A 16,324-nucleotide genomic window follows, 5' to 3' on the forward strand; every position below is an offset into this window, starting at 1 on the left:
TGAATATAAAACAACCAGGGCTGAAAATAAAGCCCTGATTATCTTATAAAGAGGAATTCGAAGAAATAATTAGATATGGGTAACGATTTCTTTAATCAGCGGCGGACCTTTAAAAATAAAACCAGAATAAATTTGCACCAGTGAGGCACCCGCAGCAATCTTTTCACGCGCAGCGATAACCGAGTCGATGCCGCCAACACCGATGATCGGTAAGCGACCGTTTAATTCCAGTGACAAGCGGCGAATAATTTCGGTGCTTTTTAACTGAAGCGGACGACCACTTAAGCCACCGGTTTGATCGCAATTTTTCATTCCCTGAACAAGAGAACGATCGAGTGTGGTATTGGTTGCAATAACGCCATCAATATTATGGCGAACTAAACTATCGGCAACCTGGATCAATTCTTCTTCAGAAAGATCCGGCGCGATCTTCACTGCGATCGGCACATATTTATGGTGCATCGCTTGCAAATCATTTTGCTTATTTTTAATCGCGGTTAAGAGATCATCCAGCGCTTCACCATATTGCAGCGTGCGTAATCCTGGGGTATTCGGCGATGAAATATTGATGGCGATATATCCCGCATAGGCATAGATTTTTTCCATACAAATCAGATAGTCATCTTTGCCCTGCTCCACTGGCGTATCTTTATTTTTGCCGATGTTAATACCCAGGACGCCGTCATAATGGGCCTTTTTTACGTTCTCTACGAGGTTATCAACGCCAAGATTATTAAAGCCCATACGGTTGATCAAACCTTCGGCATCTACCAGACGAAAGAGACGCGGCTTGTCATTACCTGGCTGTGGACGTGGCGTGACGGTACCGATCTCGATCGATCCAAATCCCATCGCGCCTAACGCGTCAATGCACTCCCCGTCTTTATCAAGACCGGCTGCCAGACCAAGCGGATTTTTAAACGTCAGGCCCATGCAGTTAACAGGTTTCGCAGGCACTTTCTGCCGCACCAGTGCTTCAAACGGCGTTCCTGTAATACGGCGTAATTGCTGAAAAGTAAACTCATGAGCGCGCTCTGGATCGAGCTGGAAAAGGGCTTTACGAACGAAGGGGTAGTACATGAACTCTCCTGGATTCCCGGTGTGCAAACCGGGGGCGTATTATGTGCGAGTTCGGACCAAAAGGGAATTGACCTGCGGCAAAAAAAACGCAAACGTTTTCCGAACCTGTTTCAGGGCAGATTTTGCTCCTTCTTTGCACTCAACCCGCCGTAATCATTTATCGCCCGCCAGGCGACATGACACGGTGCGATTGCCTGACACCAGCTTGTCTGACGCTGGCTTTTAGGCGGCACAACTCCCGCATTACTTAACGCTTTACCATTTACGCTCACCTGAATCAGGTTAATGTAGTAAGGCGTTGGGTTAGTGAGTTGTACACCCTGCGAATTCCGTGTCCAGCGTAATTGTTGATAAGCTTCCAGCGGGTCGCCCGGCAAACCTTCGGGTCGCCAGAACAGTTTAAATACCGAGCGCATCGCCACTTTTACGCTCTGATTTTCAACTTTGCCGGATGGCACGCTGGCAATGCTTAACTCAAATAGCGTTTCGCGATCCACAGGCAAGATGTCGCTTTCCGTTCTCAGCAAGCGCAACGTGCCTGTAGTACCGGGCTTCAGGAGAATAAGTGGCGGAGCGGCCAGTAATGGTGCTGGCACTGTCGACGCTTCCCCCCGGCCCAACGCGTTGGGCGGTTGATTTTACTGTTAATAAGCCAGGATTCCTGACTGGTATTAGTCAGTAAAATAGATATCGATTCTCTGTCTGCCGGAAAGATAAATCGCGTTCCGCCGACCACCACTCCTGCCCGCAATTCACCCGCCACCAGCAGCGATAAAACGGCGAAAATCAAGAGCGCCAATCTGTTCCACGTATTAGTCATAATGAAGTACAAATGTCGCGCTGGCATTCACTTTACCCGACTGCACATCGCTATTGACAGGTCGCAATTGCGCATAAAAAGTTAATGGCACCTTACCGCTATGTAGGCTGTAGTCTTTACTCGCCTGGTTAAGCGGAATCAATATCTTCGCATCATCCAGAATCGCAATTGCCAGCCCGCTGGCTGCATCCGTACCACTTTCAATGGACAGCATTTCGCTCTGCACTCCGTCGGGGGTTCCTGAAAAGGTGACGTCAACCGTGCTGACATCTGTTCCGCAATCCTGCAAATTAATGATGAAAGATTTCTCCGGGCCATAATTCCCATGAAAAAAACGTGTCAGCGAGACATCGCCTAACTGCACATTGATTTGCTTGCTATCCTGTGCCAGCACGCATGTATTACGGCGAAACGATCCGCTAATGTTGACCGTGCCATCATGGGCAAATAGCTCACAGCCCCCCGTTAATCCCAGTAAGAACAGAATCCAGATTATCCGTTTCAACATCACTCCTTCACTGGTAAACCAGATCAAAATAGAGAACCGCCGTCGCATTACCGCCCGTTGCTCCCGCCTTTGTGGACTTATAACGAAGTTGATATTTGAGTGTGTTATCCCCGGCTTTTAAGGGCGTAAGAGGCTGGACCTGATTGAGCGGGATTTCTTGCTGACTTTGCGCATCAAGAATTTGCACGGCAATCCCCGTTGCCATACCACCGCTTCCGCCTGTGTCAGTTAGTTTGAGCAGTGTCGGCGTAAGGGTGTCAGCCTCGCCGCTAAAAAGGACGTCCGCGCCAGTAATACTAGCGGCACAACCGGTGATATCGATATTCAAATCAGCAGCAGTGCTTACGGTATTCGCGGCCTGAAAATCACTGATATTAAAATCACCAATATGAATATTTTGTAATGCACTTTTGGTGGCGACATCACAGCCCTGATCGACCACATTCCCATAAATATGCATACTAACTTGTTCAGGCCCAGCCATCCCGACATGGATGTTAAGAATGCTAAAGAACAAGATAACGCACTGAAATATCGTTTTTTTCTTCATACGTTCACGCGTTAATCAAAATTTATTCTCACCGTTGCCGTGGCTTCAAATCGCCCGGTTTCTGGTGGTACACCTGTCGTGCTGACTGGATAGACATTCATTCGCGCGATACTGTCTGCATCATCAGGAATAGAGAGCGGTAATGTTCCACCAGCAGGGGAAATAATGTTGTTCTGGCTATCGGTCACCACCACGCCCACGCCAGGACGTGACGTCTTAATCGCCTGGGGATAGCTGGGGTCTGTGGTTGCCGTCAGACTCAGGTTGACGTTAACTAACCCCGCGTTTCCCGTGTTACACCTGACTGGAATTGCAAGTTCTGCCGTTCTGGCCCCAAGAGGCTTATGCCCTACAACACGAAAGTTAGCCGCAAATGCGTCGCCCAGATCGACCTCGATTGTTTCTCCGGCATTGACGGAACATGAGCCAAGTGAATTGATCGTACCAGACAGGTAATACACTAAAACCGGTGTACCTGTAGTCGTGCAGGAATCACCTGCGGGTATGTTGTAGCATTCAAATAATCGCGCCAGCGCCATAGGAGGAATGACGACCGAACCAACGAACGGCTGCAATATTTTCAGGGAAAAGCTACCGCTATTACCGCTAGCCCCCTGGCCACCTAAACGTTGACCGCCGGGATCGCAAATATGCCATCGTGTATCTGCCCCTGTGCCCACGTTTTCGAAAGGAACCGCAGTAGGAGAACTGCCTTTAACCTGCAATAAAACTTTGGCGGCAAGATAGTCATTAATTTTGTACCAGTTGTCGCCTAAATAGACTAACGGTGAATCCGCGGCGAATGCCCATCGGCCACTTCTGACATTGTCTTTATCGCAATCACAGGAAACATAATAATCATTCGATTCGTTCCACTGATAAAATTTGTCTTTAACTACTCCAGCCGTATTTTCTTCTTCCTCCAGGGTTTTAACGCCAAAATTGACGCCAATATACGGATTCCCCTGAGTGGTATGACACTGCCCGCTATAAGCAGCAGTTTGAGCGCACCATAGCATTAAGACGGCGGCAAAAAATAGTCGTAGTAATAACACGCATTTTTCTCCAAAGATTATCTGCATATGGCATCCATTCGCGTAATCGCAGAGTTAATTTGTTGTTCGGTAAGCTGGTAACTGATATGACAAATTTGATCGGGAGCTTCGCCCCAGCGTACAGTTATCGCTCCCTGAGCGGGCAAACCGGACATATAGAGCGAGCCATCATCATCAATAATGCCGCTATTAGTCTGTACGCCGTCCAGCGTCGCTATCGCGCCAAAACGCAGCGGTATACCCTGCTTTGATGTTTTCATTAATACCCTTGCTCCCGCATGGGCATTGAACTCCGCCAGAACCAACGCCCCTTTGGTGGGAACCACGTTGACTACTGCATTTTCAAGATCCACGTTACGTTTTAACGATGCCGCATCAAGTGCGATTCGATTTTCCCGATAAGAAGTGGCATAGGGGACAACGGTATATCCGCGCCAGTCAGTTTTCAGCCCGGTGCTGTTCGCCACACGAGTATTCTCTGCGCCTGGTGCTGCAATCAGCACGTTAGTTTCCCCCAGCGATTGCCCCAGGGTAATGCCCTGTGAATGGGCAACTAAACTGCCTGAAAGAGCGTAGTTCAGTTGTTGTTGACTGCCGTTATCGCTGTAGTTGTAGCCCACTCGGGCATCTGCAAACGCCCCTTTGTAGTCCATGCTGGCGCTACCATTAGCCGTTTTCCCCTCGCTGTTATATCCCTGTTGCACGCTGTAGCTCAGGTTACCGTCATCGAGTAGTGTCTCCGTTAAACCCAGGTTTTGTGTAATGTGCCCTTCGTTATCGATGCTGGTGTTAGAGGTCATCCAGGCGTAATTTTTTTCCTGGTATAGCTATCATTACTTCTGGGGAGCAACAGATTGAGCGGCAGGGAAAAATTTAGTGCAAACACCTGATCAGCATCAGGTTGACCACGGGACTTACTGTAGTTCCAGGAACCCCCCAGCGAGAGATCTTTAATTTGCGTGTTGTAGCCAAACTGTAATAGCCGATCCTGTTGATCGGTATGCCAGTAAGTTTGCTGGCTACCACTTAAATAAAACGAACCGTACTCGCCTAATTGCTGGGAGATATTGACCTGCAGTTTGCCACGTTTGGTGTAAAACAAATTGTAATAACGCGACCACATCGGCGTATCTTCATCATCACCGTCATTAAATTCGTAGCCATCCATATGTTTATACATGGTGTCGGAAAGGGTGTAGAAACCCGACGTCGAATAGCGATAGCCCATCAATTGAAAATTAGTGCCCAATTGGTTGAGCGTTTTGGCATACAGAAAACGATATGACTGACCTTTATGTTCGCTTTGGTCTGCCAGCGTACTCTTCGCCTGGGTCGCATCGAACGAAATTGCTCCGAAATCGCCAAGGTTAAATCCCAGACCAAACATGGCGGCACGGTAATATTCAGCATATTGTCCACCACCATACCATGTCGTTCCCCACGGTCCGCCCCACTGCAACGTGGCCTAGGCAAATTTGCTCTCCTGCTGTTCATTACTATTGGTTCTGTATTTCGCCAGTGTCACCGCGTATTTGATTCGCCCCTGACGCTGGAGTAATGGCACGCTGGAAAACGGTACGCTGTAGCTATTGACGCTGCCGTCCGCTTCTTTGATTTCAACTAACAAATCACCGCTCGACGACGTGGAATAGAGATCACTAATTTCAAAAGCACCAGGCGATACATAAGTTTGGTAAATGGTGTAACCATTTTGCTTAATCGTTATCTGGGCATTGCTTTTGGCGATACCACGCACCACAGGCGCAAACCCTTTCAGGCTGTCTGGCAGCATGTTGTCATCTGACGCCAGCTGCACACCACGAAAGCTGACACTATCGAAAAAATCGCCTGCAGTATAATCATCACCTACGGTCAGTTCGCCTTTTAGTGGAATAACCGCCCGCTGCAAATAGCTGCTGAGATTCTTCCATTCTGCGGTTTGGCCACTACTGCGACTCCATGTTGAATTGTTGCGCAATCTCCATGGGCCTAAATTAACGCCACTGTTTAAATTCAGAAAATAGCTGTCGCCAGAATCACTGTCTGCGCTGCTATGAATACTGTTAGCCCCGCTAAACGAATATCCCAGTAATAGCGCGTTGATCCCTTCATCCCAACGTTCAGGGGGGACATAACCACGGGCATTACTTTTGATGGCGATTTGCGGTACTGAAATTTCCAGACGGAGTTTATTCACATTAAACGTTACGCTGGCATCCGGAATAATCTCCGCCAATGGCACACACGCTTGTTTGTCCAGTTGTTTAAAAGCCGGAAACGCATCAGTATTAACACCCATTGCATCCAGGCTTTCAGTCGTCAAACAGGCGGCAATCCCCTTCTCTGGCGTTATCTCAACAAAATTGACGTTGCGCGTATCTACAATTGTCTGATTCAGAACAATATCGACACGATAAACCCCTGGCGTTATTTTTTGTCCTTTTTCGAAACGAGACAAATCGGCCACCATTGAGGGATCATCTTTGAAAAAAGCAGGATCGAACCAGGTTTCAGCTTGTGCATTGAACGCTGCCGACACAAACACCACCAGCCCACCAATAAACGATGGCACTCCACCAGAGCTTAACAGGCTGTGTTGTCGATGAGTTCTATACATCTCGCTCTCTTAACTGAAGACGGCTTACGATTTACAGTTGAGTTGTGGCGTTTCCGCCCCGTAATCATTGATGGTTCGATACGTTACGCTGCTATTTTTGGCCCCCTTTGGCAGAGAGAATTGGTATTTATCAAAGGGGGAAATCATTTGATTTTTAACTACCTTTCCCCCTATTTTCAGGTCTGTCAGGGTAATGAAATAAGGTGTTGGGTTACTGACCGTAACCATGTCAGCTGACGAAGTGCAACGCAGTTTCGCCGGAGCCTCGCCTAAGGGATACGCTAAACCTTTTGGTCGCCAGAAAAGTTTGATGACGCTTTGTGTGGCAATCTTCAGGGTATTTCCCTCTTCCCGCTTCGTTGTTGAAGGGACTGCCCGTACGCTAGTGAAGAAAAGGGTTTCTCTGTCTTTCGCCAACGGCGCACCAATGTACATAATGCGTAACAGATTCTCATTAGCCGGATTCAGCACAAATAGCGGTGGTGTAATAATAAAATCTGCTGATTTTTTATTATCTGGGGTCATCACCCATGACTGAATAAGATAAGGAACATCCGGACTGGTGTTACGTACACCCAGTGAAATTTGCTCTTCACCTTCTGAATAAACAAGACGTGTTGCTGCAAGTCCAATCCCGCCTTTACCTGCCGCCCATGCGGATGAGCAGCTGAGTAATATTGCCGTTAAACTTACGGTCACAATTCCCTTTGTTATGCAAGTTTTCATAAATAGTCACTCTTAAAAAATATGAATATCCCCTCCAGAACACTAGAGGGGTACTAATTAATAAAACAATTAATGAGTTCTATTAATAATAGTTAATATGGAAATTTGTTACCGCATTCACATTACCAGAAGTCGCTTTCCCCGTAGCGATATAATCAACTTTAAAGGTCACTGTTTGCTCAGCAGAATCCGCTAACTGAATATTCGACGTTTCGGTACCGGGAGTTACCGATGTAGAACCATCTGGCAGATACATTTGTAGAGCAACATTCGTCGCTGCATCGGTGGTAGCCTGGTTGGCAAATGCTGTAGGTTGCACGCCGTCAGCCGTACCACTAAAGGTAAACGTCGCATTTTTAGTTACAGTAACATCACAGCCTTCTAAGGCAATTGGTACATCAGTTTTAACGCCAGAGACTGCTCCATTAGTTTGCAACTTGGTGGCGCTGACATTTGGCAATGTGACTACTGAATCTTTCGTCGCAGCTACCAGGGTACAAGCTGGAGCAATAACTTTACCATTAAATGTTACTTTGCCATCCGTGATAGCATTATCATCAGCTGCCATAACGCTGGACGTTGCACATACCACAGTTATAAACGCCGTCAATACACTTTTTTTCATCGTCATCATCCTGATCTCTTCGTAAATATGATAATGCCTTTAGGTAATGACTCCAACTTATTGATAGTGTTTTATGTTCAGATAATGCCCGATGACTTTGTCATGCAGCTCCACCGATTTTGAGAACGACAGCGACTTCCGTCCCAGCCGTGCCAGGTGCTGCCTCAGATTCAGGTTATGCCGCTCAATTCGCTGCGTATATCGCTTGCTGATTACGTGCAGCTTTCCCTTCAGGCGGGATTCATACAGCGGCCAGCCATCCGTCATCCATATCACCACGTCAAAGGGTGACAGCAGGCTCATAAGACGCCCCAGCGTCGCCATAGTGCGTTCACCGAATACGTGCGCAACAACCGTCTTCCGGAGACTGTCATACGCGTAAAACAGCCAGCGCTGGCGCGATTTAGCCCCGACATAGCCCCACTGTTCGTCCATTTCCGCGCAGACGATGACGTCACTGCCCGGCTGTATGCGCGAGGTTACCGACTGCGGCCTGAGTTTTTTAAGTGACGTAAAATCGTGTTGAGGCCAACGCCCATAATGCGTGCAGTTGCCCGGCATCCAACGCCATTCATGGCCATATCAATGATTTTCTGGTGCGTACCGGGTTGAGAAGCGGTGTAAGTGAACTGCAGTTGCCATGTTTTACGGCAGTGAGAGCAGAGATAGCGCTGATGTCCGGCAGTGCTTTTGCCGTTACGCACCACCCCGTCAGTAGCTGAACAGGAGGGACAGCTGATAGAAACAGAAGCCACTGGAGCACCTCAAAAACACCATCATACACTAAATCAGTAAGTTGGCAGCATCACCATGCCTTTAAATGACATTAGACTTAATAATAACAATAATTGACCGCCATTTAAATCAAGCATACTAAATCCAATAAGTGACAAATCTTTAATTTATAGATTTCATGAATATTTAAATATTAACTGAACGAGTAATTCATTGATTCAACATCTAATGACTATCCAACAAATAAATATGCGTGATATATAAAGCCCTTTCTTTAGTTTATTTTCAGAAAAAGATACACAAAATTTATATTTGGCATTTTCTTGTCTCTCCGACAGACTGACCGAATTGTTATCAATGTTAACAAAAAAAGAACAATTGGTTATAAGGAGAGAGTATGCGTGTCATCACCCTGGCGGGTAGTCCTCGCTTTCCTTCTCGCTCCAGCTCCTTGCTGGAATATGCGCGGGAAAAACTAAATGGCCTGGATGTAGAGGTTTATCACTGGAATCTGCAAAACTTCGCCCCGGAAGATCTGCTTTACGCTCGTTTCGATAGTCCGGCACTCAAGACCTTCACCGAACAGCTGCAACAGGCTGATGGACTGATAGTCGCTACACCTGTGTATAAAGCCGCCTATTCCGGCGCGCTGAAAACCCTGCTCGACCTGCTGCCAGAGCGCGCTTTGCAAGGCAAAGTGGTGCTACCGCTGGCGACGGGCGGTACGGTGGCTCATCTGCTGGCGGTCGATTATGCCCTTAAGCCAGTTTTAAGTGCGATGAAAGCCCAGGAGCTCCTGCACGGCGTGTTTGCCGATGACTCACAAGTTATTGATTACCATCACAAACCCCAGTTCACGCCAAATCTGCAAACCCGTCTTGATACCGCGCTAGAAACTTTCTGGCAGGCATTGCACCGCCGCGATGTTCAGGTTCCTGACCTTCTGTCTCTGCGAGGTAATGTCCATGCGTAACATCATTAAACTGGCGCTGGCGGGATTGCTTAGCGTCTCTACTTTTGCGGTTGCTGCAGAATCCTCGCCTGAAGCGTTACGTATAGGCTATCAGAAAGGCAGTATTGGTATGGTATTGGCAAAAAGCCACCAGTTACTGGAAAAACGCTATCCGCAATCAAAAATCTCCTGGGTGGAGTTCCCCGCGGGTCCGCAAATGTTGGAAGCGTTAAACGTTGGCAGTATTGATCTCGGCAGTACCGGGGATATTCCGCCAATCTTTGCCCAGGCTGCCGGGGCTGATTTGATATATGTGGGCGTCGAGCCACCGAAGCCCAAAGCCGAAGTGATTCTGGTGGCAGAAAACAGCCCGATCAAAACCGTAGCCGATCTTAAAGGTCACAAAGTTGCCTTTCAGAAAGGTTCCAGTTCACACAACCTTTTACTGCGTGCACTGCGTCAGGCCGGACTTAAGTTTACTGACATCCAGCCCACTTATCTGACGCCAGCTGATGCCCGCGCCGCGTTCCAGCAAGGTAACGTTGACGCCTGGGCTATCTGGGATCCCTACTACTCCGCTGCGTTATTACAGGGCGGCGTGCGGGTGCTGAAAGACGGCACCGATCTCAATCAAACTGGATCGTTTTATCTGGCAGCTCGCCCCTATGCAGAAAAAAACGGCGCTTTTATTCAGGGCGTACTGGCAACCTTTAGTGAGGCCGATGCGTTAACCCGCAGCCAGCGCGAGCAAAGCATCGCTTTACTGGCAAAAACGATGGGCTTACCGGCACCGGTGATTGCCTCGTATCTGGATCATCGTCCTCCCACCACCATCAAACCGGTGAGCGCTGAAGTTGCCGCCTTACAGCAGCAAACGGCAGATCTGTTTTATGAAAACCGTCTGGTGTCGAAAAAAGTTGATATTCGCCAGCGCATCTGGCAGCCCACTCACCTGGAAGGAAAACAATTATGAGTCTGAATATGTTCTGGTTTTTACCGACCCATGGTGACGGGCATTATCTTGGAACGGAAGAAGGTTCACGCCCGGTTGATCACGGCTATCTGCAACAAATTGCGCAAGCGGCGGATCGTCTGGGCTATACCGGTGTGCTGATCCCAACGGGGCGATCGTGTGAAGATGCGTGGCTGGTGGCGGCGTCGATGATCCCGGTGACGCAGCGGCTGAAGTTTCTTGTCGCCCTGCGTCCCAGCGTAACCTCACCTACCGTTGCCGCTCGCCAGGCCGCCACGCTTGACCGTCTCTCAAATGGTCGTGCGTTGTTTAATCTGGTCACAGGCAGCGATCCACAAGAGTTGGCAGGCGACGGCGTGTTCCTTGATCATAGCGAGCGCTACGAAGCCTCGGCGGAATTTACCCAGGTCTGGCGGGGCGCTTATTGCTGGGGGAAAGCGTCGATTTCAACGGTAAACATATTCATGTGCGGGGAGCAAAACTGCTCTTCCCGCCGATTCAACAGCCGTATCCTCCGCTTTACTTTGGCGGATCGTCAGATGTCGCCCAGGAGCTGGCGGCAGAACAAGTTGATCTCTACCTCACCTGGGGCGAACCGCCAGAGCTGGTAAAAGAGAAGATCGAACAAGTGCGGGCGAAAGCTGCCGCGCATGGACGCAAAATTCGTTTCGGTATTCGTCTGCATGTGATTGTTCGTGAAACTAACGACGAAGCGTGGCAGGCCGCCGAGCGGTTAATCTCGCATCTTGATGATGAAACTATCGCCAAAGCACAGGCCGCATTCGCCCGGACGGATTCCGTAGGACAACAGCGAATGGCGGCGCTACATAACGGCAAGCGCGACAATCTGGAGATCAGCCCCAATTTATGGGCGGGCGTTGGCTTAGTGCGCGGCGGTGCCGGAACGGCGCTGGTGGGCGATGGTCCTACGGTCGCCGCGCGAATCAACGAATACGCCGCGCTTGGCATCGACAGCTTTGTGCTTTCGGGCTACCCGCATCTGGAAGAAGCGTATCGGGTTGGCGAGTTGCTGTTCCCACATCTGGATGTCGCCATTCCGGAAATTCCCCAGCCGCAGCCGCTGAATCCGCAAGGCGAAGCGGTGGCGAATGATTTTATCCCCCGTAAAGTCGCGCAAAGCTAAGGAACACGATGATGGCAACGCCAGTGAAGAAGTGGTTATTGCGCGTTGCCCCCTGGTTTTTACCGGTGGGCATCGTGGCGGTGTGGCAACTGGCCTCCTCGGTTGGCTGGCTGTCGACGCGTATTTTGCCTTCACCGGAAGGAGTGGTGACGGCGTTCTGGACGCTCTCCGCCAGCGGCGAATTGTGGCAGCATCTGGCGATCAGTTCCTGGCGGGCGCTGATTGGCTTTTCAATTGGCGGATCGCTGGGCTTGATTCTGGGACTGATTAGCGGGCTGTCACGCTGGGGAGAACGGCTGCTGGATACCTCAATTCAGATGTTGCGCAACGTACCGCATCTGGCGCTGATCCCGCTGGTGATTTTGTGGTTTGGCATTGATGAATCCGCAAAAATCTTTCTGGTGGCGCTCGGCACGCTATTCCCCATTTATATCAACACCTGGCATGGCATCCGTAATATCGATCGCGGTCTGGTGGAAATGGCGCGTAGCTATGGATTATCCGGCATACCGCTGTTTATCCATGTGATCCTGCCTGGTGCCCTGCCCTCAATTATGGTCGGCGTGCGTTTTGCGTTGGGCCTGATGTGGCTGACGCTGATTGTTGCCGAAACCATTTCTGCCAATTCAGGCATTGGTTATCTGGCGATGAATGCGCGGGAGTTTTTGCAAACGGACGTGGTGGTAGTCGCTATTATTCTTTACGCCCTGCTCGGCAAACTTGCTGACGTCAGCGCGCAGCTGTTAGAGCGCCTCTGGTTGCGCTGGAACCCGGCTTATCATTTGAAGGAGGCCACGGTATGAATACTGCTCGTCTGAACCAGGGCACACCATTGTTGCTCAATGCAGTAAGCAAACATTACGCGGAAAATATCGTCCTGAACCAACTGGATTTACATATTCCGGCAGGTCAGTTTGTGGCGGTGGTGGGCCGCAGCGGTGGTGGCAAAAGTACCCTGCTGCGCCTGCTGGCAGGTCTGGAAACGCCAACCGCAGGCGATGTGTTAGCGGGCACCACACCGCTGGCTGAGATTCAGGAAGACACGCGAATGATGTTTCAGGATGCGCGTCTGCTGCCGTGGAAATCGGTGATTGATAACGTTGGGTTAGGCCTTAAAGGCCAGTGGCGCGATGCCGCGCGTCGGGCGTTGGCTGCAGTAGGACTGGAGAATCGCGCCGGGGAATGGCCTGCCGCACTTTCTGGCGGGCAGAAACAGCGTGTGGCGCTGGCAAGAGCGTTGATTCATCGACCGGGTTTATTGTTGCTTGATGAACCGCTCGGGGCACTGGACGCCTTAACGCGACTCGAGATGCAGGATTTGATTGTGTCACTTTGGCAGCAGCACGGCTTTACCGTACTGTTGGTGACGCATGATGTGAGCGAAGCGGTAGCAATGGCTGACCGGGTGTTGTTAATTGAAGAGGGAAAAATTGGTCTGGATTTGACAGTGGATATCCCCCGTCCGCGTCGATTAGGGTCGGTGCGATTAGCGGAGCTGGAAGCGGAAGTATTGCAACGGGTAATGCGGCGTGGGCATTCTGAACAACTGATTCGGCGTCATGGTTAATATGCCGGATGTGGCGCACAAAACCAGCATTTTCAACGGACTTGTAGGCCTGATAAGACACGTCAAGCATCGCATCAGGCAGTTGGGCACGGCTGCCGGATGCGGCGTGAACGCCTTATCCAGCCTACAAAACCAGCAATTTCAACGGAGTTGTAGGCCTGATAAGACGCGTCAAGCGTCGCATCAGGCATTTTGGCTCAAAAGTATCAAGCCAGTGCTTTGGTGATCTTCTCGTACAGATCGCCAGAGAGATTTTCCAGCCCTTTCAACTGTTCCAGCGCCGCGCGCATTTTCTCCTGACGTTTGGCATCATAACGTTTCAGGCGAATCAGCGGTTCAATCAGACGTGAAGCTACCTGCGGGTTACGGCTGTTGAGGTCGGTAAGCATTTCCACCAGGAACTGGTAACCGCTGCCATCTTCGGCATGGAACGCTGCCGGGTTGCTGCCCGCAAACGCACCAATCAACGAACGAATACGGTTCGGGTTGCTCATGGTAAATGAGCGATGCTGCAACAGACCACGCACCGTCTCCAGCACATTCGCCGCCGGGCTGGTGGCTTGCAGGATAAACCATTTATCCATCACCAGACCGTCCTGATGCCACTTATCGTCGTACTCCTGCATCAGCGCGTCACGGCAAGGCAGCTGTGCAGCAACCGCCGCAGAAAGCGCTGCCAGCGCATCGGTCATATTGTTTGCTTCATGGTATTGCTTGCTCACCAGCACGTCAGCCAGATGCGTTTCACCAAAAGCAAGGAAGCGCAGGCAGGCATTTCGCAGAGTGCGTTTTGCAATATCTTCATGCTCAACACGGTACTCGCTCTGGTAATTCGCGTTGTAAATAGCCAGCAGCTCATCCGCCAGTTCAGTCGCCAGAGTACGAGTGAGTGCTTCGCGTACTTCGGCAATAGCAATCGGGTCGATGATATCGAACAGTTCAGCCATTTCATTGACAGAAGGCAGCGTCAGGATTTCTGCCGCCAGCGCCGGATCAATCTTCTCATCGAGCAGCACCGCGCGGAAAGCGTCAGCCACATGTACCGGCAGAGACAGCGGCTGCCCTTGCTGATGACGGGCGACGTTCAGCTTGATGTAGGTTGCCAGCAAACTTTGCGCCGCATCCCAACGGGAGAAATCATTACGCGCATGACGCATCAGGAAGGTCAGTTGCTGATCACTCCACTTATATTCCAGTTTCACTGGCGCAGAGAATTCGCACAGCAGCGCAGGCACCGGCTGGAAGTAGACATTATCAAAAACAAAGGTCTGTTCCGCCTGGGTGACGTTCAGCACGGAATTCACCGGATGACCGCCTTTCTGCAACGGGATCACTTTGCCTTCGTTGTCATACAATTCGATGGCAAACGGAATATGCAGCGGCTGTTTTTCTGCCTGATCCGGCGTGGCTGGCGTGCGCTGGCTGATGGTCAGGGTGTACTGCTCAGTTTCCGGATTGTAGTCGTCTTTGACGGTCACAATCGGCGTACCGGACTGGCTGTACCAACGGCGGAAATGGGAGAGATCAACATTCGACGCATCTTCCATCGCCTGCACAAAGTCGTCACAGGTCGCTGCGCTACCATCATGACGCTCGAAATAGAGTTGCATCCCTTTCTGGAAGTTTTCTTCGCCCAGCAGGGTGTGGATCATACGGATCACTTCCGCGCCCTTCTCGTAAACGGTCAGGGTGTAGAAGTTGTTCATCTCAATGACCATGTCCGGGCGGATTGGGTGCGCCATCGGGCTGGCGTCTTCCGCAAACTGCAATCCGCGCATGGTGCGCACATTATTGATGCGGTTAACTGCGCGGGAACCAAGGTCAGAGCTGAATTCCTGATCGCGGAAGACGGTTAAACCTTCTTTCAGGCTGAGCTGGAACCAGTCGCGGCAGGTCACTCGGTTACCGGTCCAGTTATGGAAATATTCATGGCCGATAACGCGTTCAATATCGAGGTAATCTTTGTCGGTGGCGGTGTCGGTGCGGGCCAGCACATATTTGGAGTTAAAGATATTCAGACCCTTATTCTCCATTGCGCCCATATTGAAGAAATCCACCGCGACGATCATATAGATGTCGAGGTCATACTCCAGGCCGAAGCGTTCTTCATCCCATTTCATTGAGTTTTTCAGCGAGGTCATCGCCCACGGCGCGCGATCAAGGTTGCCGCGATCGACGTACAGCTCCAGCGCCACTTCGCGACCAGAACGCGTGGTAAAGGTGTCGCGCAGTACATCAAAGTCGCCTGCCACCAGCGCAAACAGGTAGCACGGTTTCGGGAACGGGTCCTGCCACTGTACCCAATGGCGTCCGTTTTCCAGTTCACCTTGCGCAACGCGGTTACCGTTGGAAAGCAGGAAGGGATATTTGGTTTTATCGGCAATAATTTTGGTGGTAAAACGCGCCAGCACGTCCGGGCGGTCGAGATAATACGTAATATGGCGGAAACCTTCGGCTTCACACTGGGTGCAAAGCGCATCGCCTGACTGATAAAGCCCTTCCAGCGCGGTATTCGCCGCCGGGCTTATTTCATTAACGATCTTAAGCGTAAAATGCTCCGGCAAATTACTGATGACCAGTGCGCCCTCTTCTTCTTTCCAGGCGGTCCACGGCTCATCATTAATATGAACAGAAACCAGTTTGAGGTCTTCGCCGTTGAGACGAAGTGGAGCATCTGATGCACCATGACGGACAGCCTGGCTGACCGCGGTAACGACCGTCTTTTGCGCGTCGAGGTCAAAGGTCAAGTCAATATCAGTAATCTGGTAATCCGGCGCACGATAATCGTGACGGTATTTGGCTTGTGGCTGTTGAGTCATAAATAACCTTTAGCATCTTTTATAGAGTCTGGTGTTCAGTCTATTCCTGTTGCGTAAATCGCGCTATGCAGAATCTTCATCTTTTCAGGTACAAACGCCTTTATTGCTACATTTTTATAACATACACCGCGTAATGCCATCGACCAGAAAGGT

12 protein-coding genes and 3 pseudogenes are annotated in these 16,324 nt (G+C 50.3%); 5 read left to right on the plus strand and 10 right to left on the minus strand.

Annotated features, from left to right (window positions below):
* Positions 1-69: 69 nt before the first annotated feature.
* The 9 genes and pseudogenes from pyrD to C1P89_RS10710 all read right to left on the minus strand — a co-directional run bounded on the left by pyrD (position 70) and on the right by C1P89_RS10710 (position 8,736).
* Positions 70-1,080: a quinone-dependent dihydroorotate dehydrogenase gene (gene pyrD / locus C1P89_RS10660; RefSeq protein ID WP_001295352.1), complete on the minus strand. Its 1,011-nt coding sequence runs from the start codon at positions 1,078-1,080 to the stop codon at positions 70-72.
* 110 nt (positions 1,081-1,190) lie between these two features.
* A pseudogene (locus C1P89_RS10665) lies at positions 1,191-1,927 on the minus strand (fimbrial chaperone).
* Positions 1,893-2,408: a fimbrial protein gene (locus C1P89_RS10670; protein WP_000919489.1), complete on the minus strand. Its 516-nt coding sequence runs from the start codon at positions 2,406-2,408 to the stop codon at positions 1,893-1,895. Before C1P89_RS10670 ends, C1P89_RS10665 begins: the two are co-directional and overlap by 35 nt.
* A gap of 7 nt (positions 2,409-2,415) precedes the next feature.
* A complete protein-coding gene (locus C1P89_RS10675; RefSeq protein ID WP_000730618.1) occupies positions 2,416-2,958 on the minus strand; it encodes a fimbrial protein in 543 nt (180 codons plus the stop codon).
* 11 nt (positions 2,959-2,969) lie between these two features.
* Positions 2,970-4,040, minus strand: coding sequence for a fimbrial protein (locus tag C1P89_RS10680; RefSeq protein WP_001165654.1), 1,071 nt, complete (start codon positions 4,038-4,040; stop codon positions 2,970-2,972).
* Positions 4,031-6,630: pseudogene (locus tag C1P89_RS25935) on the minus strand (fimbrial biogenesis usher protein). Before C1P89_RS25935 ends, C1P89_RS10680 begins: the two are co-directional and overlap by 10 nt.
* A gap of 24 nt (positions 6,631-6,654) precedes the next feature.
* Entirely contained in the window at positions 6,655-7,356 is a 702-nt protein-coding gene (locus tag C1P89_RS10700) for a fimbrial biogenesis chaperone (protein ID WP_000845152.1), read from the minus strand.
* 82 nt (positions 7,357-7,438) lie between these two features.
* Positions 7,439-7,981, minus strand: coding sequence for a fimbrial protein (locus C1P89_RS10705; protein WP_000750284.1), 543 nt, complete (start codon positions 7,979-7,981; stop codon positions 7,439-7,441).
* A gap of 57 nt (positions 7,982-8,038) precedes the next feature.
* Positions 8,039-8,736, minus strand: a protein-coding gene (locus C1P89_RS10710; RefSeq protein WP_094096600.1) for an IS1-like element IS1A family transposase whose coding sequence is annotated in 2 segments (ribosomal slippage) — positions 8,039-8,487 and positions 8,487-8,736 — 699 coding nt in all. Because the reading frame shifts where the segments join, the coding sequence is not laid out codon by codon here.
* 377 nt (positions 8,737-9,113) lie between these two features.
* On the opposite strand from C1P89_RS10710, the gene ssuE reads away from it, so the two are divergent.
* The 5 genes and pseudogenes from ssuE (at position 9,114) to ssuB (ending at position 13,352) form a co-directional block, all read left to right on the plus strand.
* Positions 9,114-9,689 carry an NADPH-dependent FMN reductase gene (gene ssuE, locus C1P89_RS10715; protein WP_001263937.1) on the plus strand — a complete coding sequence of 192 codons (576 nt, stop codon included), beginning with the start codon at positions 9,114-9,116 and terminating at the stop codon, positions 9,687-9,689.
* Positions 9,682-10,641 carry an aliphatic sulfonate ABC transporter substrate-binding protein SsuA gene (gene ssuA / locus C1P89_RS10720; protein ID WP_001244312.1) on the plus strand — a complete coding sequence of 320 codons (960 nt, stop codon included), beginning with the start codon at positions 9,682-9,684 and terminating at the stop codon, positions 10,639-10,641. Before ssuE ends, ssuA begins: the two co-directional genes overlap by 8 nt.
* Positions 10,638-11,785 (plus strand): annotated as a pseudogene (gene ssuD / locus C1P89_RS10725) (FMNH2-dependent alkanesulfonate monooxygenase). Before ssuA ends, ssuD begins: the two are co-directional and overlap by 4 nt.
* A gap of 11 nt (positions 11,786-11,796) precedes the next feature.
* Positions 11,797-12,588 carry an aliphatic sulfonate ABC transporter permease SsuC gene (gene ssuC / locus C1P89_RS10730; RefSeq protein ID WP_000235203.1) on the plus strand — a complete coding sequence of 264 codons (792 nt, stop codon included), beginning with the start codon at positions 11,797-11,799 and terminating at the stop codon, positions 12,586-12,588.
* Entirely contained in the window at positions 12,585-13,352 is a 768-nt protein-coding gene (gene ssuB, locus C1P89_RS10735) for an aliphatic sulfonates ABC transporter ATP-binding protein (protein ID WP_001090514.1), read from the plus strand. The genes ssuC and ssuB overlap by 4 nt, the downstream gene beginning before the upstream one ends.
* 206 nt (positions 13,353-13,558) lie before the next feature.
* On the opposite strand, the gene pepN is transcribed toward ssuB, so the two are convergent.
* Positions 13,559-16,171 (minus strand): aminopeptidase N, encoded by a 2,613-nt coding sequence (gene pepN / locus C1P89_RS10740; RefSeq protein WP_000193831.1) that lies wholly within the window; start codon positions 16,169-16,171, stop codon positions 13,559-13,561.
* Positions 16,172-16,324 lie beyond the last annotated feature (153 nt).

It is taken from the genome of Shigella sonnei (assembly GCF_002950395.1).
Taxonomy (GTDB): Bacteria; Pseudomonadota; Gammaproteobacteria; order Enterobacterales; family Enterobacteriaceae; genus ECMA0423.